We start from the raw sequence: 21,152 nt of genomic DNA on the forward strand, positions 1-21,152 counted from the left end.
CGAAACCGAGGCCCGATCCGGGCATGCAGCCGGTCCAGCTCCCCACGCCAACGATCAACATCAACGTCCGTCACAGGCAGACCAACGAACCCGACCCGAAGACGATTCGCCTACTGCCGTTGCAGTACTAGGGGCCGGCGCGGGGGCCGGAGTGCCCGTCCTGCCGTGGTCATAGCGCGGCACGACCTCGGCCGGATGCCGGTGGAGACAACGGAGGGTCGGCTCCCGAACGGGGCCGACCCTCGAGATTGTGCTGCTCAAGAGAGCGGAGGATACGAGATTCGAACTCGTGAGGATCTTATCCCACCACGCTTTTCAAGTCTGCGGTACGTTCGGGGTTGGCTAAGGCAGTACAGGCCAGTGAATGGAACAGGCAAGTGATGTTGCTGAACGCGAGCGGACGTTGAACGAACGAGACTGAGACTGCTCGCGCTGGGCAGTTTCACCCGGCAAGATGATCTGGATCAGTTCGGTCCCGACCTCTGCGTCCGAGTATGTCGGTTGTTCTGCCGTCGAGCGGCAAGCCGGATGAGAACAGAAGAGCGATCGCTGTGCTGATTATCGTGGCTTGAACGGCTCCCGTCCCCGCCCCCTTTGGATCCACCATTGGCAACTGGGGATAGAGAAGCCCAAGGGCTCCCAGCGCCACCGCAGGCACTAAGCGACGAAGGAATCCCGTCGCGTGCAGCCATATACTCCGCCTGTTGCGACCGTTCGCACCTGGCCATCCCTCGTTGCACAAACACTCTATGTCTTCAGTCATGGAGCGAAGTACGGCATCAACCTGAGACGGCGCTAAGCAGTCTAGAAGCCGCAGCTCATGCTCTTTGAGACGACGGGAAAACTCTTCTGCTCTGCTGCGGTAAAAATTCCTGTCCGACGTGCTGCCGCCGTAGCTCTTGACGCAGCGATCCACTTCGGCAAGCATATCTGTCCGCATCAGCCGAACGCTTGATATAATTCTCTTTTTTATCTTCCTCCTATGCAGCTCCGACCTGTGGTGCTCGATATGTGAGATCAGGTTCAAATACGCTTCTAGGACGATGTGTGCCGGGGGTGGGTAACCGTTGATACGTCGACTAAGGATCTCACTGGGTGACCGCGCTCCGGTGATGTTCCACCACAGGTCCAGCACGGTTGAGCAAGCGACATAGATCGCCAGGGTTACGAAAACGCTATTCACGGCGGCTGTGGCGCGGGTCTTGTCGTCAGATACGACATCTGAGCCCGCTAGAAGCGCCTCCAGTAGGGTGGCACCATCACCATGGATTATCCACCAGGCGGCGAACCCGATCGTGCCGAATTCTATTATGTTGGCCGAGGGCGGGACGAGGGAGAATGGTGGGATCCGAGCTAATGATCCGAAGAGTAAAGTGGCTACAAGCCATAGGGTGAACGCGGACAGGCCGACGCCTACTATCAGCGCCAACGGAAGGCTGAAATCCAGAAGAGTTACGGCTAGCAGTGGAGCTGAAAGGACGATGATGATCCCGGAGGCGACGCCGATGTTGGAGAGGGCAACCCTGACTATCCAACGCCTATGAATGGCCGATTGAGCCGCAATGCGACGTATGGTGAGTGCTGTATCGCGCGTGGGGCCATCGGCGTTGGCGCTGTATCGCTGAACGGTTTTGAGCCAACTCCGGTGAAGTAGCCGAGCGAGGGATAGAGCTTGGAGCGCGGGCCAGTGCTTCACGTGCAGCCAGAGGTCAAGTGCTAAGGGCTTCAAGAAGCCTATTCCAGCTTCCCAAAGCTCACCGACGACGATAGCGATTGAACGCTGAGGCATGTTCGGAACGCTAACGCCTCCGTCAATAGCTCGGAGGGTCGCAGCCATCGCGGGGAGGGGACTGCTAGCGGAGGCTGGCCCGGCGAGGCCGCAACTTGGGGCTGATCTGGTGCTCCCCACCAAGTGCAGGTGTGTCTTCGTCTCAAGTTTCCTTCTGAGCTTCCCGTCCGCTCGGCTGGCCAAGCGCTCGAACGAGCTTGTACCACGAGCGCAGCCGGTCGTCACCTCTTCTGACGGGTTCTTGTCGAACTCGTGCACGGACCAGGTGCGCCGGGACATCGCCCAGCAGCTCGGCGGACTGCTTTGGGGTGACCCGCAGCCCCGGCAGGGGAGAGCAGCGTCGACTCGCCGCCCGAACGTCCGGAACAGGGCAAGTGAGGACGGCAGCGACCGTAGAGACGATTCAGGGCCGGTCCCCGTTGGGACCGGCCCTGACGTTCGTGCTGCTCGGACGAGCGGAGGATACGAGATTCGAACTCGTGAGGGTTTTATCCCAACACGCTTTCCAAGCGTGCGCCCTAGGCCTCTAGGCGAATCCTCCGCGAGCCAGGATACAGGTCCCCGCCCGCCCGGCCACCCCACCACCCCCTGAAGATCCATCAGGGGTCGGGTAGGGTGGGCGGTACCTCCCGTGCGGCGGTATCTCGTGAACCTCCCCAGGGCCGGAAGGCAGCAAGGATAAGCGAGCTCTGCCGGGTGCACGGGAGGCCTTTTTGTCTCCGGCCACCGGTACCGTACCTGCGGGTCCGGGTCACGGGGTGGTGGGTGGTCACCCGCGACCGACCGGCGCAGAATGGCCCGGTCGAGAGGAGGCGGGGCGAATGACGCTGGCGCTCTACCGCAAGTACCGGCCGCGCACCTTCGCCGAGGTCATCGGCCAGGAGCACGTCACCGAGCCGTTGTCGCAGGCGCTGCGCAGCGGGCGGCTCAACCACGCGTACCTCTTCTCCGGCCCCCGGGGCTGCGGCAAGACCTCCAGCGCCCGGATCCTGGCCCGCTCGCTCAACTGCGAGCAGGGCCCCACCCCCGAGCCGTGCGGGCAGTGCGACTCCTGCCGGTCGCTGGCCATCGACGGCTCCGGCTCGATCGACGTCATCGAGATCGACGCGGCCAGCCACGGCGGTGTCGACGACGCCCGCGAGCTGCGCGAGAAGGCGTTCTTCGCGCCGGCCCAGAGCCGCTTCAAGATCTATGTCATCGACGAGGCGCACATGGTCTCGTCGGCCGGCTTCAACGCCCTGCTCAAACTGGTCGAGGAGCCCCCGGAGTACGTCAAGTTCATCTTCGCCACCACCGAGCCGGAGAAGGTCCTCGGCACGATCAGGTCGCGGACCCACCACTACCCGTTCCGGCTGATCCCGCCGAAGGTGCTCCGGCCCTACCTGGAGCAGCTCACCCAGGCCGAGGGGGTGACCGTCGACCCGGCGGTCTTCCCGCTGGTGGTGCGCGCCGGTGGCGGCAGCGCCCGGGACAGCCTCTCCGTGCTCGACCAGCTCATCGCGGGCGCCGGCCCGGAGGGGGTCAGCTATCCCCGGGCCGCCGCGCTGCTCGGCGTCACCGACTCCGCGCTGATCGACGAGATGTGCGACGCGCTTGCCGCCGGGGACGGCGCGGCGGCGTACGCCACCGTCGACCGGGTGGCCGAGGCCGGGCACGATCCGCGCCGGTTCGCCTCGGACCTGCTCGAACGGCTGCGCGACCTGATCGTGCTCCAGCAGGTCCCGGATGCCGCCGGCAAGGGCCTGATCGACGGCCCGGCCGACCAGATCGAGCGGATGGCCGCCCAGGCCCAGCGGCTCGGCCCGGCCACCCTGTCCCGCTGCGCCGACATCGTGCACAACGGCCTGGTCGACATGCGCGGCACCACCGCACCACGGCTGCTGCTGGAGCTGATCTGCGCCCGGATGCTGCTCCCCGGCGTCGACGACTCCACCGGCGGCCTGCTCCAGCGCCTGGAACGGCTGGAACGCCGGCTCACCCTGGGTGGCGGGGAACTGCCGCCGGCCGCCGCCGGCTCCGCACCGGCCGCTGCCGCCCCGGAGGTACGCCCCACCGCTCCCGCCCCGGGTGCGGCTGCCGCCGCCTCCCACCCGGGGACCGCCGGCCCGCCGGCGGCTGTCGATGGCTTGTCCGGGGCGGCTGCCGCCCGCGCCGCTGCTGCGGCGGCCATTTCCCGGCCCACCGGTTCCACCCCACCCGCCCCTGCCAGCCCGCCCCGGGACGACTCCGCCCCGACGACCGGTGGCCCTGCCCGGAACGGCTCCGCCCCAGCGGCCGGTGCTCAGGGCGTGGATGGCCCGGACCTGGTGACCCGGCGGGTGCCGCCCTCGGCCGTCATGCCCGACCCGGCCACCCCCGAGCCGCCCCGACCCGGTGCCGCGGCACCCGGTGTCCTGGACGCGGTCGCGGTGCGCCGGGTGTGGCCGGATGTCGTCGGCAAGGTCGGCCGGAAGAGCAAGAAGGTGGCAGCCTGGGCGAGGGAGGCCACCGTCCGGGAGGTGGACGGGCAGTCCCTCCTGCTCACGTTCCGCTACCCGTTCCATGCCCAGGCCCTGTCCGCCGAGCCGGATCTGCTTCTTGAGGCGCTGTACGAGGAGTTCGGCGGTCGTTGGCAGATCCGCTGCGAGGTGGCCGGCGAGCGGGGTGGCGCGTCACCCGGCGCTCCTTCCCGCCCGGCCCGGCCAGCTCCCGCCCCACCCACTGCGCCGGCCGAGCCCGCCACCGGCGGTCCGGGCGCGAGCGGTCATGCGGGCGCGACCGGCCCTGGCCCGAGCGGTCCGGTGGGTCCGAGCAGTCATGCAGCGGGCTCGAACGGTGGTGGGGGCCCGAACGATGGTGCGGCCACGGTCAACTCACCAACTCCCGCCGGCTCCGGCCCGGCTCGTCCGGCCGGCTCGCCCGGCGGTACCCCGACCGGCTCCACCGTCCCGACGGGCTCCGCGGGCTCCATCGCCGGCTCTGCCGGCACGACCGGCCGGGGTGGCTCGGCGGGCGGTGGTGCGGTGCGACCACCGGGAGGACCCGTAGCCCAGGTAGGCAGGGCGGGGCCAGGTGACGCCCCGGTCACCTCGACCAGTGCGGTCGGTGTGGACGACGACGAGGGTTGGCCCGAGCCGGCCCGCCCCGGCGGAGCCGCCAGCGTCGCCTCCGCTTCCGACGACTGGCCCGAACCCGCCCGACCAGGTGGCGCGACGGCGACCGTGACGGCAGCCGCCCCGGCGGTGCCCGCTGCGCCCGCCGTACCCAGGCCGGCTGGTCCGCCGAAGACGTCGCCGCCGACGACGGCCGGGACCGGCGGCGCGCCGGTGAGCAGCGCGATCGCGGCGGCGCGGGCGGCTGCGGCGGGTAAGGGGCCCCGGCCCGCGCCGGCAGGGCGCAAGACCGCCGACGCTGAGTGGGCCGGTGAGCCGCCCTACGACCCGGACTACGACGGCCCGACCCGTGCTGGTGGGACGTCGGGCGCGACCCGGACCACTCCCGCCTACGAGGGGTTCGACCCGGGTGACGAACCGCTGGACGAGGTGATCGACGAGCGGACCGCCCGGCAGTCGAGCGAGGAGCAGGCGGTGCAGCTGCTCCGCGAGGCGTTCGGCGCCGAGAAGATCGACGAGGTGGACGCGCGCTGACGCGTCGTTCCCCGGACCGGACCACCGGCCGCCCCCGACTAGGCTGGGCGCGGCCGAGCAGACGAGTGCGAGAAGGAGCCATCCGTGCGCCCAGGTGGACAGCCGAACATGCAGCAGATGCTGAAGCAGGCGCAGAAGATGCAGCAGCAGATCGCCAAGGCCCAGGCCGAGTTGGCCGAGGCCGAGGTGACCGGCACCGCCGGCGGCGGCCTGGTCACCGCGACGGTGTCCGGCTCCGGTGAGGTCAAGAGCATCAGGATCGACCCGAAGGCGGTCGACCCGGAGGACGTCGAGACCCTGGAGGACCTGGTCGTCGCGGCCCTGCACAACGCCGCCGAGGCGGCCAAGGAGCTGACCGACCAGAAGATGGGCCCGGTGGCCGGCGGCATGGGCGGCCTCGGCCTGCCCGGATTCTGACCCCAGATGTACGAGGGTGCCATCCAGGACCTGATCGACGAGTTGGGGCGGCTGCCGGGCGTCGGGCCGAAGAGTGCCCAGCGGATCGCCTTTCACGTCCTGTCGGCGGACCCGGCCGACGTCAACCGGCTGGCCGGTGCGCTGCGCAAGGTCAAGGACCTGGTCCGGTTCTGCACCACCTGCTTCAACGTCGCCGAGTCGGAGCAGTGCCGGATCTGCCGCGACCCGCGCCGCACAGACGAGGTGATCTGCGTGGTGGAGGAGCCCAAGGACGTGGTGGCGATCGAGCGGACCGGTGAGTTCCGGGGGCGCTACCACGTGCTCGGCGGGGCGATCAACCCATTGGAGGGGATCGGCCCGGACAACCTGCGGATCCGGGAGCTGATGACCCGGCTCAGCGGCGGGACGATCCGCGAGCTGATCCTCGCCACCGACCCGAACACCGAGGGCGAGGCGACCGCGACGTACCTGGCGTTGATGGTCAAGCCGATGGGGATCGCCGTCACCCGCCTGGCCAGTGGCCTGCCGGTCGGCGGCGACCTGGAGTATGCCGACGAGATCACCCTGGGTCGGGCCTTCGAGGGCCGCCGCGCGGTCTGAAACCCCCTGCGGCCCGGGTGGGTGGTCCGGAGCTGCCCACCGTCCCCGGGTAGGTGGTCGCTGCGTTCCGCCGTCCCATGTTCGTGGAGAGTTGTTGTCGCTGGGGCAGTCGCTGGGGCAGCAACAACTCTCCACGATCCCCTGCGGCATGTCGCTGGCCGGCACCCCCGGGTGGGGTGCCGGCCAGCGGTGTCTTTCGAGGGTGCGGGTGTGGGTCAGCTGTTCCAGTGCTTGGCGACGAGGTCGGCGGCCTGGTTCTCCCATTGGGCGTAGGCGTCGGGGTAGGCGGAGACCTGGACGGTCTGGGCGGCCTTGGTCAGGGGCATGTCCTGCCAGCCGTCGACCTGCTTGAGGCCCTTGAGGAACGCGGTGGTGGAGTAGATGGGGTCGGTGATCTGTTCGGGGGTGCCCCAGCCGGAGGAGGGACGCTGCTGGAACAGGCCGAGGGAGTCGTGGTCGTTGCGGTCGCCGAGGTGGCCGAGGTTCTCCAGCTTGGACTCCTGCAACGCGGTGCCGATGGAGATGACGGCGGCGCGCTCGTCGAGGCCGGACTTCTTGGTGGCGGCGATGATCGCCTTGGCGTTGGCGGTCTGCTCGTCGTCGAGGTCGATGCGGGACTGCTCGCCCTGGGTGCCGTGCGGGATGAGCTTGCCGCTGTCGGGCTTGTCGGCCTGCACGGCGACGGCGACGGGCCGGGTGTCGAGGGTCGAGGCGGCGTGGGCGTGGGTGGCGGGGCCGGCGAGGACGCCGCCGGCGAAGGCGAGGCCGGCGATGCCGAGAGCGGTCTTGCGCAGGATGGTGGTGTTCATGGGGATGCTCCTTCGGGGGTTGACGCCCGCGCTCCCGACCGGGGTCGGGGGTGCCCGTCGGGGGAACGGGCGCGGGGCGTGGGCACCACGTCGGGGCGCTCACGAGGGGGAAGTCAAAGGGGGGCTCCGGCGGGGCGTGCCGCCGGGTGAGGGGGCGTGCCGTCGGGTGGCTCGCCGCTCGGGCCGGAGCCGGGTGTAACGACCGCCGGCTCACCGCCATTCCGCCGGGGGCGGAGGCATCGGACCTGGCAGCGGGGGTTGCTGCTGCGGTCGTACGCAGGGTGTAACGCCTCCGGGCCGGCCCGGATTCCGCCGGGCGAGTGTCGCCGGTCACAGGCCCGCCGCGCCGCCCCGCACCCCGACCAGCCCTGGGCAGCCCGCGCCCCTTCCCCAGCCCAGGTCAGCCTGCGCACTCAGCCCGCGCCCCTTCCCAGGCCAGGGTGCCCCCGGTCCTGCGTCCAGGCAGCCCGCCAAGGCAGCCCGCCAAGGCAGCCCGCCAAGGCAGCCCGCCAAGGCAGCCCGCCCTGCCAGCCGGCCTGCATTGCCCGGAGGGCCTTATGCCTGTGTGTCATAAAAATGCCCCATGGGCATGACTGTCCCGGAGGAGTACCACTCCGCGGCCCGGGCGACTCGATGGGCGAGAGTCGTCCCCTGGCTGCCGATCCAAAATTCGCATAACCGGCATAAGTGGTATGACATGACATTCATCCGTACTGGTCCGCAGGCGGTGGGCAAGCCGGCTGGCAGGGCTGACCGCGGTGGCCGGCGGCGAATGGGACCTGATGGTCGACACCTGGGACGGCGTGCCCCGGGCGGTACGCGACGCCGCCGGTGCGTTGCGCGAGGTCCGCTTCGTCCACCCCGCCGAGTTCGACCACATCCCCCATCCACGACACCGTTCGCCTTCGCCTCAGCCGCCACATCCAACAGCGCGACACCCCATACCCCGGATAGCCGTGCGGGTGACGACGGTCAGCCGGGTGCCACCGCCACGTCCAGCACCTCGTCCACGGTCCGCCTCGGGGTGGCCACCCCCGGCTGGCCGTACCCGATCCGCATGACCATCTGCGGGGTGCCGAAACGCCCCAGCGACAACCGCAGCGCCTCCCGTGCCCCCGACACCTCGATCGGCTGCGACAGCAGCGACACCGCAAGCCCCGCGTCGGTCGCGGTCAGCAGGACCCGCTGCAACGCCTGCCCGGCCAGCACCTGGTCGACGACCGTGTTACCGGCCGCGCCGAGCACCGCCACCAGCGGTTCCGGCTCGAAGTCGCGGCCGGGCGCCCGGTCCAGGCCGCCGAAACCGCGCGACGGCAGCAGGTCCTGCGGCTCGGTCTGTGGGCCTCCGGCGCGGGCCGGCACCCCGTCGGGGGCGGGCTCGGTGCGGACCCAGTCGGCGCGTTCGGCCCGGTAGGCGGGGTCGCGTTCGAGCACCCGGTGGGCGCTGTGGGCGATCTCGGCGAAGGCGTTGACCGCGCTCACCCCGATCACCAGTTCCAGCCAGCACTGCTCGGCACGGGCCGCCTCGCCGAGCCGCCAGCGGGCGTCGGCGGGCACCGGGTCGGGCCAGAACGGCGCCCGGTTGCTGAACCGGCGGCCGATGGCCGCGTACAGGCTCTGCTCGGTGGGGGTGGGGCGGCGCGGCAGTTCCGGGAGCAGCCGGGCCAGCACGTCCGGGTCGGCCGGGTACGGGCGCAGCCGTACCGTCGCCGGGGTGCCCGCCACGGCCAGGGACAACCGCATGTTGAACAGGGCCGCGCCGCCGGCGATCCGGGTGCCCCAGCCGCTCGGGTCGGTGGCCGGCAGCCGGCGGGCCGGGTCGACCGACACCTCGATCCCGCCGTCGCGCAGTCGGAACCGCCACGGCTGGGTGTTGTGCAGGGAGGGCGCGCGGACGGCGTCCGCGACGGCGGTCCGCAGCTGTGCCTCGGTGAAACCGGTGCCCATGGTCGTGCTCCTTCCGTGGCCTGGTTCCCCTCCACGGTCGGTCACCCGGGGTGGGCCGGGCAGGGCCGGACGTCCCGACCCGCCGGGCCACCCTTCCCGGGGCGACGCGCCAGGTTAGGGACCTTCGGCCCGTGCACGGGCCGGTCCGGGCGGGTAGAAACGAGGGATGATCCGGGTGTTCCTCCTCGACGACCACGAAGTCGTCCGCCGTGGCCTTGCCGACCTGTTGCAGAGCAGCGGCGACATCGAAGTGGTAGGCGAGTCCGGCTCCGCGCAGGAGGCGGCCCGGCGGATTCCCGCGCTCCGGCCCGACGTGGCGATCCTCGACGCCCGGCTGCCCGACGGCAACGGCATCGACGTGTGCCGGGACGTCCGGGCGGTGGACTCGTCGATCAAGGGGCTGATCCTCACCTCGTACGAGGACGACGAGGCGCTGTTCGCCGCGATCATGGCGGGGGCGGCGGGTTACGTGCTCAAGCAGATCCGGGGCACCGACCTGGTCGACGCGGTGCGCCGGGTGGCGGCCGGGCAGTCGCTGCTCGACCCGGCGATCACCACCCGGGTGCTGGAACGCATCCGCAACGGCGTCGAGCAGCCCCGCGAGTTGAAATCCCTCACCGAGCAGGAACGCCGCATCCTGGAGTACGTGGCAGAGGGGCTGACCAACCGGGAGATCGCCGGCAAGATGTTCCTGGCGGAAAAGACCGTGAAGAACTACGTCTCCAGCGTGCTGGCCAAGTTGGGCCTGGAACGCCGCACCCAGGCCGCCGTGCTCGCCACCCGCCTCCTCGGCCAGCGCCCCTGACCCGCAGGCGGACGCCACCGGTCCAGCGACCGCCGACCCGAACGGCCGCTACCCGGCCACCCGGATCAGTCGCGCAGCGGGACCGACCAGTAGAGCTGGGTGCCGTGCGGGTCGACCCGGCGTACCTCGAACTCGCCGCCGTGACGCTCGGCACGTTCACGCAGGTTCACCAGGCCGCCCCGGGCGGCGGCCGGGTCACAGCCCACCCCGTCGTCGGTGACCGTCACGGTGACCCGGCCCGCGTCCACCCGTACGGCGACGGCGAGCCGGCTGGCCCCGGCGTGGCGTACCGCGTTGGACAGCGCCTCGCGGAGCACGGCCGTGAGGTCGGGACGGACCGGTTCCGGCACGGCGCTGTCGATCGGGCCGTCGAGTTCCACCTCGGGGCGGAAGCCGAGCGACCCGGCGGCCACGTCGACCGCCTCCCGGATCTCGGTGCGCAGCGCCGCGCTCATCGGGGTCCGCAGCTCGAAGATGGTGCGGCGGATGTCCCGGATGGTGGCGTCGAGGTCGTCGACGGCCGCGTTGATCCGCTTGGCGACCTCGGGGCGGGCGTTCATCGCGCCGCTCTGCAGTTGCAGGCCGGTGGCGAAGAGCCGTTGGATCACCACGTCGTGCAGGTCCCGGGCGATCCGTTCGCGGTCCTCCAGGACCACCAGCAGCTCCCGTTCCTCCTGGCCGCGGGCCCGCTCCATGGCCAGCGCCGCCTGGCCGGCGAAGCTGGCCAGCAGCGTGACGTCGGCGTCGGCGGCCCGGCCGGAGTCGGGCCGGTGGGCGACCACCAGCACCCCGTGCAGGGTGTCGGCGGCGGCGAGCGGGGAGACCACCGCCGGGCCGGCGACCACCGGCACCGGCCAGGGTGCCGCCTCGGCCAGGTCGTCGAGCAGTTCGCGGCGATGCTCGGTCACCGACCCGGCGAAACTGGTCTCGGTGGCCGGCAGCACCGCGCCGACCAGCCCCGCGGCGTCGCCGTCGGCGGAGTCGACCACCTCGACGGTGAACTGGCCGGCATCCTCGTCGTATAGCAGCACCAGCGCCAGCTCCGCCTCGGCGACCTCCCGGGCCCGCCGGGCCACCAGGGTCAACGCGTCGGTACGGCGCACCTCGCCGAGCAGCACCGAGGTGATCTCGGCGGTGGCGGCCAGCCAGCGTTCCCGGCGGTGGGCCAGCGCGTAGAGCCGGGCGTTCTCGATGGCCACCCCGGCGGCGGCGGCCAGCGCCACGACGATTTCCTCGTCGTCCTCGGTGAACTCCGGGGCGCCCTGCTTCTCGGCCAGGTAGAGGTTGCCGAAGACCTGGTCGCGGATGCGTACCGGCACCCCGAGGAAGCTGTGCATCGGCGGGTGGTGCGGCGGGAAGCCGTACGACTGGGGATGTTGGGTGATGTCCGGCATGCGGACCGGGCGGGGCTCGTCGATCAGCAGCCCGAGCACCCCCCGACCGTGCGGCAGGTCACCGATCTTCGCGTGCAGCTCGGCGTCGATGCCGTGGGTGATGAAGTCGTGCAGCAGCCGGTCGGGCCCGATCACGCCGAGCGCGCCGAAACGCGCCCCGACCAGCTCGCAGGCCGCCTGCACGATCCGTTGCAGGGTGCTGCGCAGGTCGAGGTCGGTGCCGATGCCGACCACCGCGTCGAGCAGCGCCCGCAGCCGCTCCCGGCTGGTCACCACGTCGCCGACCCGGTCCAGCATCTCCTGGAGCAGCTCGTCGAGGCGGACCCGGGACAACGGGCTCAGCCCCAGCGAGGGGGTCGGGTGTTCGTTGCGGGGAGTCGGTGTGCTGGCGGCCACGCGGGCGATGTTACCGCCCGACACGAGACCGTCAGGCCCGCTGTTCGCGGACCGCGGAGGTGTCCACCACCTGCTCGGTGGGCAGCCGCGGGGTGTGCGGCGGGCCGGCGTGCGCCGGGTCCGCGATCCCGATCCGCAGCACCAGGTACGGGTAGCCGAGCCCACTGAGCAGTTGCCGCAGCGTCTGCCGGGTGCCGGGCACCTCGACCACGCCGGACAGCGGCACCACCGACGCCCCGTGCCGGGTGGCGGCGAGCCAGAGGGCGGAGAGCGCCTCGCCGGCCCGCAGCCAGCTGTCCGGTTCGTCCTCGTCGCCGTAGAGCAGCCCGTACGCGGCGGCCCGGTCGTGCCCAGGGCCCACCGGCAGGTCACCGGGGCTGCCGAAGTCGCGGGCCGGGACGGTGGTCTGCGGCTGGTCGTGCGGCAGCACCTCAGGCGGCAGGCCGGTGCCGCTGCCCGCCCGGTTGGTCCAGTACTGCAACTCCTCGCGGGTCTGCGGGTCCTCCGCCTCCACCGTCGCGGCGTGCGAGGCGGTGGCGGCCAACTCCATCACCTGGTCGGAGTCGAGGATCTGCAACCGGGAACCCTCGGCGTCCGCCGCGCGGACGATGTCGTCGATCGCCCCGCCGGACACCGGTTCGTCGCTGACCGGCCGACGGTCGGTGTGCCGCACCTGCATGCACTGCACCAGACGCATCGCGTCCGGGTCGGCCCCGGAGCGGTCCAGGCCGGTCAACCGGGCCAGCAGGTCCGGCTGCTGCGGGTCGGGCAGCCGCTCGACCACCGCCGTCCAGCCCTCGGCGGCCAGCGCCACCCGGGCGTGGTGCAGGGCCGCGCCGCAGCTCAGCGCCAGCAGGCGACCCTCCGGGTCGGCGGCGGTGAGCTGCCGGTCCCGGACCACCCGCAGTTCGAGGGCGTCCGGCAGGACCCGCCACCGCCACGGCTGCGTGTTGTGCACCGAGGGGGCGTGACCGGCCGTCGCGGCCGCCTCCGCGAGCGCGGTGGTCAGCGGGCGGTCCGTCGCAGGCGTCTGGTGGCTCATCGGCACGACCTTTCCGTTTCTCCCCATCGTGCCCCACCCGGTCGGTCCGCGGGCGGGGATGCCGCTCCATCCTGTCCTGCCCGGTGCGGCCGGGCGCAGGGTCCGCAGGTCCCTCCTCGGGGGCCTTTCGGCCCGGTGGTTTCCCGGTTCCGTGTCGCCGGCGTCGGGCCGCTGGGACGATCCGCAGGTGGGCACGGCACCGCAGGAGTGCGTTCCGGAGCGGCCGGCCGGCCGGCACCGGGTGCACTGGCGCGAGTGGACGCCGCTGACCCTGCTCGCCGCGGCGGTGCTGGCCGGGGCGGCGCTGTGGCTGACCGGCCGGCGCGGCCCCGCCGACGGGATCTGGGCGGCGGTGACCCTGGTGGCGTTGGTGCCGGCGGTCTGGGCGGTGCTGCGTCAGCTGTGGCGGCGGCGGTTCGGGGTGGACGTGATCGCCGTCCTGGCGTTGGCCGGCGCGCTGCTGGTCGGCGAGTACCTGGCCGGTGCGGTGATCGCGGTGATGGTGGCGACCGGTCGGGCGCTGGAGGCGTACGCCCAGGGGCGGGCGACCCGTGACCTGCGCGCCCTGCTGGAGCGGGCCCCCCGGCAGGCGCGGCGGCGCACCCCCGACGGGGGCATCGAGGTGATTGCGCTGGACCGGGTCGCGGTGGGCGACCAGCTGCTGGTCGGGCCGGGCGACGTGGTGCCGGTCGACGGTGTCCTGGCGGCCCCGGCGACGCTCGACGAGTCGGTGGTGACGGGTGAGTCCCAACTGGCCGGCCGGGCCGCCGGGGAACAGGTGCCCAGCGGGGTCGTCAACGCCGGCGCCGCCGTGGGCCTGCGGGCCACCCGGGACGCGGCGGGCAGCACGTACGCGGGGATCGTCCGGCTGGCGCAGGAGGCGACCGCCCACCGGGCGCCGACGGTCCGGCTCGCCGACCGGTACGCGGCGGCGTTCGTCCCGTTCACCCTGCTGCTGGCCGGGGGAGCCTGGTGGTGGTCGGGGGAGTTCGTCCGGGCGGTGGCCGTGCTGGTGGTGGCGACGCCGTGCCCGCTGCTGCTGGCCACCCCGATCGCGATCGTCTCCGGGCTGTCCCGGGTGGCCCGGCGGGGCGTGCTGGTGCGCGACGGCGGTTCGCTGGAGTTGCTCGGCCGGGCCCGCACCCTGCTTGTCGACAAGACCGGCACGTTGACCGCCGGGCGGCCCCGGGCGGCGGAGACGGTGGTCGCCCCCGGTGGTGACCGGGACGAGGTGCTGCGGCTGGCCGCGTCGGTGGAGCAACTCTCTCCGCACGTGCTGGCCGTGGCGCTGGTGCGGCAGGCCCGTCAGCGGGGGCTGGCGCTGGTCGAGCCGACGGAGGTGACCGAGGAACCGGGGCGGGGGGTCAGCGGCCGGGTCGACGGCCGGCCGGTGCGGGTCGGGCAGCTCAGCGGTGATCTGCCCGACTGGGCGGAGCTGGCCCGGGACCGGGCCGAGCTGGCCGGCTGGTCGACGGTGTGGGTGAGCGACGACCACGGCCCGCTCGGCGCGATCCTGCTGGAGGACCCGGTCCGCCCGGACGCCCGGCGGACGGTACGCCGGCTGCGGGAGGCCGGGTTGACCCGGCTGCTGCTGCTCACCGGGGACCGACCGCGTACCGCCGAGCAGGTGGCCCGGCTGGTGGGGGTGGACGAGGCGCTGGCCCGGTGCTCCCCGGAGCAGAAGGTGGCCCGGGTCCGGCAGGAGTCGCGGCGGGCGGTCACCGTGATGGTCGGCGACGGGGTGAACGACGCGCCCGCGCTGGCGGCGGCGCACGTCGGGGTGGCGATGGGGGCCACCGGGGCGACCGCCTCGGCGGACGTCGCCGACGCGGTGATCACCGTGGACCGGCTGGACCGGCTCGCCGACGCCGTCGAGATCGCCCGGTACGCCCGTCGGATCGCGGTGCAGAGCGCCGCCGTCGGGATGGGGCTGGCGGTGCTGGCGATGCTGGTCGCCGCCGCCGGTCGGCTGCCGCCGGTGGCGGGTGCCTTCCTCCAGGAGGGCATCGACGTGCTGGTGATCCTCAACGCGCTCCGGGCGCTGCGCGGTGGGCTGCGCCGCCGGGACGTCCCGCCGGCCACCCGCGAGCTGCTCGACCGGTACGCCGGCCAGCACGCCGGGGTACGCGACGTGCTCGCCCGGGTACGCGACACCGCCGACCTGGTGGCGACCCGACCGACGGCCGAGGGGTGCCTGCCGGCGCTGCGCGACACGCACCGCCGGCTGACCGACGAGGTGTTGCCGCACGACAGCGCCGAGGAGCGGCAGCTCTATCCGGCGTTGACCGGGCCACTCGGCGGCGACGAGGCGACGTCCACGATGAGCCGGGAACACGTGGAGATCCACCGGCTGGTCGACCGGATCGGCGGTCACCTGGCCCAGGCGGACGGGCGGCTGCGCCCCGACCAGGTGCCCGACCTGCTCGCCAGCCTGTACGGGCTGGACGCGGTGCTGCGCCTGCACCTGGCCCGGGAAGAGGAGGACTACTCCTCCCTGGCCCCCGACCCGCCCACCCCGCCCGTTCCCGGCCACCGGTGAGCCGCCGACCCCGGCGGGCTGTCAGCGTTCGCGGACGACCGCGACCGGGCAGTGCGCGTGCTGGATGAGCTGCTGGCCGACCGAGCCGAGGAGCATCCCGCGCAGCCCGCCCCGGCCCCGGCTGCCGACCACCACGAGCTGCGCCTCCCGACTCGCCTCGACGAGCGCGGCGGCCGGTCGGGCCGGGGCGATCTCCACCGTGACCGGGACGTCGGGGAAGGTCTCCCGCCATCCGGCGAGGGCTTCCTCGATCTCGACCCGGTCCGCCGCGAGGGTCGCCTCGGCGTAGGGCTCGGACGGCCGCCAACGGTCGTCCGGCGGTGCGGAGGCCCGCAATACCCGCAGCGGGGTGTCCCGTTGGGCGGCCCGTTCGACGGCGAAACCGAGTGCCGTGCGGGCCTGGTCGGAGCCGTCGAAGCCGACCACCACCGGGCCGGCGGCCTTGGCCTGCCCCTCGCGGACCACCACCACCGGGCAGTGCCCGTGGGCGGCCACCGAGACCGCCGTGGAACCGGCGAGCAGGCCGGCGAAGCCACCGTGACCCCGGCTGCCGAGCACCAGCAACCCGGCCTCGGCGGAGCGTTCCTCCAGCACCAGCGCGGGCGGCCCGTCGAAGACCTCACCGTGCACGGTGACGCCGGGGCAGCCGGCAGCGGCGTCCGAGGCGGCCTTCTGCACCAACTCGTCGACCTGCCGTCGGGCGTCGTCGTCCGGCCAGATCCCCGGGGCCACCCCGGGACCGACCCACCCGGCGACGGTCAGCCACTCGAAGACGTACGCGAGGCGGACCGGGCGTCCGCTGCGCTGCGCCTCCGCCAGCGCCCAGTCCAGGGCGACCCCCGCGTCGGCGGAACCGTCGTAGCCGACCAGGATCTCGTCGGTGCTCATCGTCTCGTCCTCTCCTGGGTGCTGGTCACGGGGTGGTGGTGGTCCCGCTCTGGGCCGGTAGGCCGGCCCACAGCGGGCGGCGGCGGGTCACTGACCGTCCAGTTGGGCCGGCTGGGTCTCCCGGATCCAGCGCCACTCGGCGACCCGGGGGTCGTCCTCGCCGTACCGGCGGGTGTGATCGCGGCAGGCCTGCCGGGTGTCGACCATCTCCTGACGCAGGTGGGCGGCGCGGGCGGCCAGGCCGGGCACCCGGTCGATGACGTCGATGACCAGGTGGAAGCGGTCCAGGTCGTTGAGCATCACCATGTCGAACGGCGTGGTGGTGGTGCCCTCCTCCTTGTAGCCGCGCACGTGCAGGTTGTCGTGGTTGGCCCGGCGGTAGGTGAGCCGGTGGATCAGCCACGGGTAGCCGTGGTAGGCGAAGATGATCGGCTTGTCCCGGGTGAAGATGGTGTCGAACTCGTTGTCCGGCAGGCCGTGCGGGTGCTCCGACGACGGCTGGAGCCGCATCAGGTCGACCACGTTGACGACCCGCACCTTGAGCTCGGGCAGGTGCTGGTGGAGCAGGTCGGCGGCGGCGAGGGTCTCCAGGGTCGGCACGTCACCGGCGCAGGCGAGCACCACGTCGGGCTCCTGGCCGTCGTCGGTGCTGGCCCAGTCCCAGATGCCCAGGCCGCGCCGGCAGTGCTGGACCGCCTCGTCCATGGTCAGCCAGTTCGGCGCGGGCTGCTTGCCGGCCACCACCACGTTGATGTAGTGCCGGCTGCGCAGGCAGTGGTCCATGGTGGAGAGCAGGGTGTTGGCGTCCGGCGGCAGGTAGACCCGGACCACTTCGGCCTTCTTGTTGACCACGTGGTCGATGAAACCGGGGTCCTGGTGCGAGAAACCGTTGTGGTCCTGCCGCCAGACGTGACTGGAGAGCAGGTAGTTCAGCGAGGCGATCGGCTCCCGCCAGGGGATGCCCCGGGTCACCTTCAGCCACTTGGCGTGCTGGTTGACCATCGAGTCGACGATGTGGATGAACGCCTCGTAGCTGGTGAAGATGCCGTGCCGGCCGGTCAGCAGGTAGCCCTCCAGCCAGCCCTCGCACAGGTGCTCGGAGAGCACCTCCATCACCCGGCCGTCGGGGGAGAGGTGGTCGTCGGTCGGCTCGATCCGGCCGACGAAGGCCCGGTCGGTGACCTCGAAGGCGGCCCCGAGCCGGTTGGAGGCGACCTCGTCCGGGCCGAACAGCCGGAAGGTCTGCGGGTTGGCGGTGATCACGTCGCGGACCCAGGTGCCGAGCACGCCGGCCGCACCGACCACCGGCTCACCCGGCTGCCGGACGTCGACGGCGTAGTCGCGGAAGTCCGGCAGGGTCAGGTCGCGCAGCACCCGTCCGCCGTTGGTGACCGGGTTGGCGCTCATCCGGTGCTCGCCCTTGGGCGGCAACGCGGCCAGCTCGGCGACCGGGGCACCGGTGGCGTCGAAGAGCTCCTCCGGTCGGTAGCTGCGCAGCCAGCGCTCCAACTCGGCCAGGTGCTCCGGGTTGTCGCGTACCTCGGCGATGGGCACCTGGTGGGCCCGGTAGGTCCCCTCGACCTGCTTGCCGTCGACCTGGGCCGGGCCGGTCCAGCCCTTCGGGGTCCGCAGGATGATCATCGGCCAGCGCGGGCGCTCGACCCGGCCGCCGGAGCGGGCCACCCGCTGGATCTCGGCGATCTCGTCGCAGGCGCGGTCCAGGGTGGCCGCGAGGAGTTGGTGCACCTGCTCCGGGTCGTCCCCGGCGACCAGGTACGGCTGGTAGCCGTGGCCGCGCATCAGGCCGAGCAGGTCCTCGGTGGGGATCCGGTCCAGCACCGTCGGGTTGGCGATCTTGTAGCCGTTGAGGTGCAGGATGGGCAGCACCGCGCCGTCCCGGGCCGGGTTGAGGAAGACGTTTGACTGCCAACTCCCCGCCAGCGGGCCGGTCTCCGCCTCCCCGTCGCCGATGACGCAGGCGACCAGCAGGTCCGGGTTGTCGAAGGCGGCACCGTAGGCGTGGCTCAGGGCGTACCCCAGCTCGCCGCCCTCGTGGATCGAGCCCGGCACCTCCGGTGCCACGTGGCTCGGGACGCCGCCGGGGAAGGAGAACTGGCGGAACAGCCGCTGCATGCCGGTCTCGTCGCGGCTGACCGAGTGGTACAGCTCGCTGTAGGTGCCCTCCAGCCAGGTGTTGGCGACCAGCGCCGGGCCGCCGTGGCCGGGGCCGGTGACGAAGATGGCCGACAGGTCGCGGTTGACGATGACCCGGTTGAGGTGCGCGTAGAGCAGGTTCAGGCCGGGGCTGGTGCCCCAGTGGCCGAGCAGCCGGGGCTTGACGTCCTCGGGGGTAAGCGGCTCGCGCAGCAGCGGGTTGTCCAGCAGGTAGATCTGCCCGACGGTCAGGTAGTTCGCCGCCCGCCAGTAGGCGTCCAGCCGGCGCAGCTCGTCGTCGGTCAGGGGGCTGTGCAGGTCGAGAGCGGTGTCCATGCTGCCAAAGCCTCTCGCGGGTCGGGGAGTTCTGCACCCGGAAGCGCCGTTTCGCCCCGGGCAGACCCAGTCTTCGCGTTCCGGGGGGTCACCGGTCAGGGCCGTTGGTCCCGGCGGCCGGGGACCTCATGCCCCGGCCGGTGCGGCGGAAACCAGGCCACGGACGACGATGACCGGTGCCGGTGCGTGGTAGAGCAGGGTCTGGCTCACCTCGCCCAGCATCCCCCGCCCCGGCTGGTCGCCCCGGGCGCCGACCAGCACCACCTGCGCCGACCGGGACTGCTCCACCAGGACTGTCCCGGGGGCGCCGTGCACGGTGTGGCACTCCGTCGGCACGTCCGGGTGGTGCCGGCCGACCTCGGCGACCAGCGCGGTGAGCAGGTCGTCGCCGTCGTCGGGCCACCCCGGCTCGACCACCCGCACCGCGACGACCCGGGCCGGTCGGCGGACGGCACAGCCGAAGGCGAAGTCGAGCGCGGCCCGGGAGCCGGGCGAGCCGTCCACGCCGACCAGCACCGGCCCCGGAGGCGGCGGGTCGGGGCGGACCACCAGCACCGGGCAGCCGGCCCGCGCGGCGAGCTGCACGGCCGGCGCGTCGGCCGGCACGCACCTGCCGCAGCCGGCCATCCCGCCGTCCCCGATGGCCACCAGGAACGCCGTCTCGGAGCGGCGGACCAGGGCGCCGACCGGGGCCCCCTCGACGATCTCACCGCTTACCGACACCCCCGCTTCGACCTCGTTCGCGGTGCTGGCGGCGCGGGCGATCAGCTCCTCGGCGGCGTCCCGGCTGCCGACCAGCGACGGGCCGGCGAGGGCGGCCTCCCAGTTGAAGGCGTGCAGCAGGGCCAGGTCCCGACCGTGGGCGGCGGCCTCCCGGGCGGCCAGCCGGACCACCGCGAGGTCGGTCGGTGTCGGGCCGACGCCGACCACCACCGGGCCGCCGGTGGATCCGGTCATCCGGTTCACCTCCCGGGCGTCCCGCACGGTACGGCCACGCCGTCCCCACCGACGCTAGTCGCGCGGGGCGGGTGGCGGAGCCCGATCGGCCGGACGGGCCTGGTCACGCCGGTGTACGCGCAGCACGACGGCGGTGGCGTTGTCGCTGCCGCCCGCGGCCAGGGTCGCGGCGAGCAGGGCGCGGACCGCCCGGGTCGGGTCCGGTTCGGAGAGCAGTTCCCGTAGCCGGTGGTAGTCGAGTTGGTCGCTGACCCCGTCGGTGCAGAGCAGCCAGGTGTCACCGGGGCGCAGCGGCACCCCGAGCAGGTCCGGGTCCGGCCGGTCGGGGTGGCCCAGGTAGCGCAGCAGTTGGTAGCGGGCGCGGACCGCCTCCGGGGAGTTCGCCGGCCACCAGCCGTGCAGCACGCCGAGCCAGGCCATCGTGTGGTCCACGGTGACCAGCTCCAGCAACCCGTCCCGCAGCCGGTACGCCCGGGAGTCGCCGAGCTGGACGATCCAGGCCAGCGCGCCGTCTGGCTCGGCGAGCAGGGCGGTCAGCGTGCAGCCGGCCAGCTCGTCCAGGGCGGCACCGGCCCGGCGTACCCGGATCTGTGCCTCGGTGACCGCGGTCCGCAGCTCGTGGGGGCCGACGGCGGGCCAGCCGGCGTGGACCAGCTCGTGCAGGGTGTCCCGCGCGGTGCTGCCGGCGATCCGACTGCCCTCGCCCTCGCCCATGCCGTCGACCACCGCCACGAACGGCAGTTCCGGGTCGACGTGCAGGACGTCGAAGTTGGCCGGGTAGCGGTCGCCGACCACGGAACCGCCGGCGACCTCCCACTCGAACCGGCCGACGGGCAGCCGGTGGGCCGCCTCGACGGGCTGGTCGGCGGTGCGGCGACGGAACACCAGCGGACGGTAGCACCGGCGTCGGCCCGGACCGGGCGTCCGGCGTCGTGTCGGGTACCTGTCGATTTCGTCAACTCGGGTTGACAGGGGTTCGGTGTCAACGTAGGTTGACGGCATGAGTCAGGCGACGGAACTCGCGGCGGCAGCCGGCAGCACCGACCCCAGGGTCGGCCTGCGCGCGGTGCTCGCCCTGCGCCGGCTCCTCGAACGGCTGGAGGTGGTCCAGGTGGACAACGCCCGACGGCAGGGCTGGTCCTGGCAGGAGATCGCCGACGCGCTCGAGGTCAGCCGGCAGGCGGTCCACAAGAAGCACGCCGGGCGACCGGCGGTCCGCGGCACCTGGGAGGAATGATGTTCGAACGGTTCACCGACCGGGCCCGGGCGGTCGTCCAGCGCGCGGTCGAGCAGGCCCGGAGCGACGGACGACGCCCCGTCGGCACCGAACACCTGCTGCTCGCCGTGCTGGCCGATGGCGACGGGCTCGCCAGCCGGGTGCTCGTCGAGGCCGGCCTCGACGCCGACGACCTGCGCGCCCGGGTCCGGCGGCACGTCGGCGACGGCGGGCTCG

15 protein-coding genes, 1 tRNA gene, 1 other RNA gene and 1 pseudogene are annotated in these 21,152 nt (G+C 72.7%); 8 read left to right on the forward strand and 10 right to left on the reverse strand.

The window, feature by feature from the left end; genetic code table 11:
- Positions 1-442 precede the first annotated feature (442 nt).
- Together AC0AIB_RS17965 and AC0AIB_RS17970 are read right to left on the reverse strand one after the other, a co-directional pair.
- The gene (locus AC0AIB_RS17965; RefSeq protein WP_465097105.1) at positions 443-1,837 is read right to left on the reverse strand and encodes a hypothetical protein; all 1,395 of its coding nucleotides are present in this window, start codon (positions 1,835-1,837) and stop codon (positions 443-445) included.
- Positions 1,838-2,245: 408 nt separating this feature from the next.
- A tRNA-Ser gene (locus AC0AIB_RS17970) sits at positions 2,246-2,330 on the reverse strand.
- An 82-nt stretch (positions 2,331-2,412) separates the two neighbouring features.
- Here AC0AIB_RS17970 and ffs point away from each other — a divergent pair.
- The 4 genes from ffs to recR all read left to right on the forward strand — a co-directional run bounded on the left by ffs (position 2,413) and on the right by recR (position 6,432).
- An RNA gene (ffs, locus tag AC0AIB_RS17975) (signal recognition particle sRNA small type) lies at positions 2,413-2,502 on the forward strand.
- 108 nt (positions 2,503-2,610) lie between these two features.
- On the forward strand, positions 2,611-5,415 hold the full coding sequence (locus tag AC0AIB_RS17980; protein ID WP_465097106.1) for a DNA polymerase III subunit gamma and tau: 2,805 nt from the start codon (positions 2,611-2,613) through the stop codon (positions 5,413-5,415).
- 108 nt (positions 5,416-5,523) lie between these two features.
- Positions 5,524-5,832 (forward strand): YbaB/EbfC family nucleoid-associated protein, encoded by a 309-nt coding sequence (locus AC0AIB_RS17985; protein WP_328349003.1) that lies wholly within the window; start codon positions 5,524-5,526, stop codon positions 5,830-5,832.
- Positions 5,833-5,838: 6 nt separating this feature from the next.
- A complete protein-coding gene (gene recR, locus AC0AIB_RS17990) occupies positions 5,839-6,432 on the forward strand; it encodes a recombination mediator RecR (RefSeq protein WP_328342103.1) in 594 nt (197 codons plus the stop codon).
- 215 nt (positions 6,433-6,647) lie between these two features.
- Here the strand turns inward: recR and AC0AIB_RS17995 are convergent, their stop codons facing one another.
- Entirely contained in the window at positions 6,648-7,241 is a 594-nt protein-coding gene (locus AC0AIB_RS17995) for a hypothetical protein (RefSeq protein ID WP_465097107.1), read from the reverse strand.
- A gap of 972 nt (positions 7,242-8,213) precedes the next feature.
- A complete protein-coding gene (locus tag AC0AIB_RS18000; RefSeq protein ID WP_328338626.1) occupies positions 8,214-9,188 on the reverse strand; it encodes an Acg family FMN-binding oxidoreductase in 975 nt (324 codons plus the stop codon).
- 166 nt (positions 9,189-9,354) lie between these two features.
- On the opposite strand from AC0AIB_RS18000, the gene AC0AIB_RS18005 reads away from it, so the two are divergent.
- The gene (locus AC0AIB_RS18005) at positions 9,355-9,993 is read left to right on the forward strand and encodes a response regulator transcription factor (RefSeq protein ID WP_328338625.1); all 639 of its coding nucleotides are present in this window, start codon (positions 9,355-9,357) and stop codon (positions 9,991-9,993) included.
- A gap of 65 nt (positions 9,994-10,058) precedes the next feature.
- Here the strand turns inward: AC0AIB_RS18005 and AC0AIB_RS18010 are convergent, their stop codons facing one another.
- Together AC0AIB_RS18010 and AC0AIB_RS18015 are read right to left on the reverse strand one after the other, a co-directional pair.
- Positions 10,059-11,729 (reverse strand): sensor histidine kinase, encoded by a 1,671-nt coding sequence (locus AC0AIB_RS18010; RefSeq protein ID WP_328348871.1) that lies wholly within the window; start codon positions 11,727-11,729, stop codon positions 10,059-10,061.
- An 85-nt stretch (positions 11,730-11,814) separates the two neighbouring features.
- The gene (locus tag AC0AIB_RS18015; RefSeq protein WP_328338623.1) at positions 11,815-12,825 is read right to left on the reverse strand and encodes an Acg family FMN-binding oxidoreductase; all 1,011 of its coding nucleotides are present in this window, start codon (positions 12,823-12,825) and stop codon (positions 11,815-11,817) included.
- Positions 12,826-13,012: 187 nt separating this feature from the next.
- Here AC0AIB_RS18015 and AC0AIB_RS18020 point away from each other — a divergent pair, with 187 nt between their 5' ends.
- Positions 13,013-15,364, forward strand: a complete 2,352-nt coding sequence (locus AC0AIB_RS18020; protein ID WP_465097108.1) for a heavy metal translocating P-type ATPase — start codon at positions 13,013-13,015, stop codon at positions 15,362-15,364.
- Positions 15,365-15,385: 21 nt separating this feature from the next.
- Here AC0AIB_RS18020 and AC0AIB_RS18025 read toward each other — a convergent pair whose 3' ends face one another.
- The 4 genes from AC0AIB_RS18025 to AC0AIB_RS18040 all read right to left on the reverse strand — a co-directional run bounded on the left by AC0AIB_RS18025 (position 15,386) and on the right by AC0AIB_RS18040 (position 20,584).
- Entirely contained in the window at positions 15,386-16,252 is an 867-nt protein-coding gene (locus tag AC0AIB_RS18025) for a universal stress protein (protein ID WP_465097109.1), read from the reverse strand.
- An 87-nt stretch (positions 16,253-16,339) separates the two neighbouring features.
- Positions 16,340-18,742 (reverse strand): phosphoketolase family protein, encoded by a 2,403-nt coding sequence (locus tag AC0AIB_RS18030; RefSeq protein ID WP_465097110.1) that lies wholly within the window; start codon positions 18,740-18,742, stop codon positions 16,340-16,342.
- A gap of 126 nt (positions 18,743-18,868) precedes the next feature.
- On the reverse strand, positions 18,869-19,699 hold the full coding sequence (locus AC0AIB_RS18035) for a universal stress protein (RefSeq protein ID WP_328338617.1): 831 nt from the start codon (positions 19,697-19,699) through the stop codon (positions 18,869-18,871).
- 54 nt (positions 19,700-19,753) lie between these two features.
- Complete coding sequence (locus AC0AIB_RS18040; protein WP_328338615.1) at positions 19,754-20,584, reverse strand: PP2C family protein-serine/threonine phosphatase; 831 nt, start codon at positions 20,582-20,584, stop codon at positions 19,754-19,756.
- A 115-nt stretch (positions 20,585-20,699) separates the two neighbouring features.
- Here AC0AIB_RS18040 and AC0AIB_RS18045 point away from each other — a divergent pair, with 115 nt between their 5' ends.
- Positions 20,700-20,936 (forward strand): HTH domain-containing protein, encoded by a 237-nt coding sequence (locus AC0AIB_RS18045; protein ID WP_067310060.1) that lies wholly within the window; start codon positions 20,700-20,702, stop codon positions 20,934-20,936.
- Positions 20,936-21,127: pseudogene (locus tag AC0AIB_RS18050) on the forward strand (Clp protease N-terminal domain-containing protein); the annotation flags it as partial. The gene AC0AIB_RS18045 and the pseudogene AC0AIB_RS18050, both read left to right, overlap by 1 nt.
- Positions 21,128-21,152: the final 25 nt, after the last annotated feature.

The sequence above is a fragment of the Micromonospora sp. DSM 43699 genome (genome assembly GCF_055517075.1).

Bases quoted from the DNA above. Each gene is read 5' to 3' on its own strand.
- AC0AIB_RS17995 (WP_465097107.1), bottom strand. From the start codon at position 7,241: ATGAACACCACCATCCTGCGCAAGACCGCTCTCGGCATCGCCGGCCTC.
- AC0AIB_RS18045 (WP_067310060.1), top strand. From the start codon at position 20,700: ATGAGTCAGGCGACGGAACTCGCGGCGGCAGCCGGCAGCACCGACCCC.
- AC0AIB_RS18025 (WP_465097109.1), bottom strand. From the start codon at position 16,252: ATGAGCACCGACGAGATCCTGGTCGGCTACGACGGTTCCGCCGACGCG.
- AC0AIB_RS18035 (WP_328338617.1), bottom strand. From the start codon at position 19,699: ATGACCGGATCCACCGGCGGCCCGGTGGTGGTCGGCGTCGGCCCGACA.
- AC0AIB_RS18000 (WP_328338626.1), bottom strand. From the start codon at position 9,188: ATGGGCACCGGTTTCACCGAGGCACAGCTGCGGACCGCCGTCGCGGAC.
- AC0AIB_RS18015 (WP_328338623.1), bottom strand. From the start codon at position 12,825: ATGAGCCACCAGACGCCTGCGACGGACCGCCCGCTGACCACCGCGCTC.
- AC0AIB_RS17965 (WP_465097105.1), bottom strand. From the start codon at position 1,837: ATGGCTGCGACCCTCCGAGCTATTGACGGAGGCGTTAGCGTTCCGAAC.
- AC0AIB_RS18030 (WP_465097110.1), bottom strand. From the start codon at position 18,742: ATGGACACCGCTCTCGACCTGCACAGCCCCCTGACCGACGACGAGCTG.
- recR (WP_328342103.1), top strand. From the start codon at position 5,839: ATGTACGAGGGTGCCATCCAGGACCTGATCGACGAGTTGGGGCGGCTG.
- AC0AIB_RS17980 (WP_465097106.1), top strand. From the start codon at position 2,611: ATGACGCTGGCGCTCTACCGCAAGTACCGGCCGCGCACCTTCGCCGAG.
- AC0AIB_RS17985 (WP_328349003.1), top strand. From the start codon at position 5,524: ATGCAGCAGATGCTGAAGCAGGCGCAGAAGATGCAGCAGCAGATCGCC.
- AC0AIB_RS18005 (WP_328338625.1), top strand. From the start codon at position 9,355: ATGATCCGGGTGTTCCTCCTCGACGACCACGAAGTCGTCCGCCGTGGC.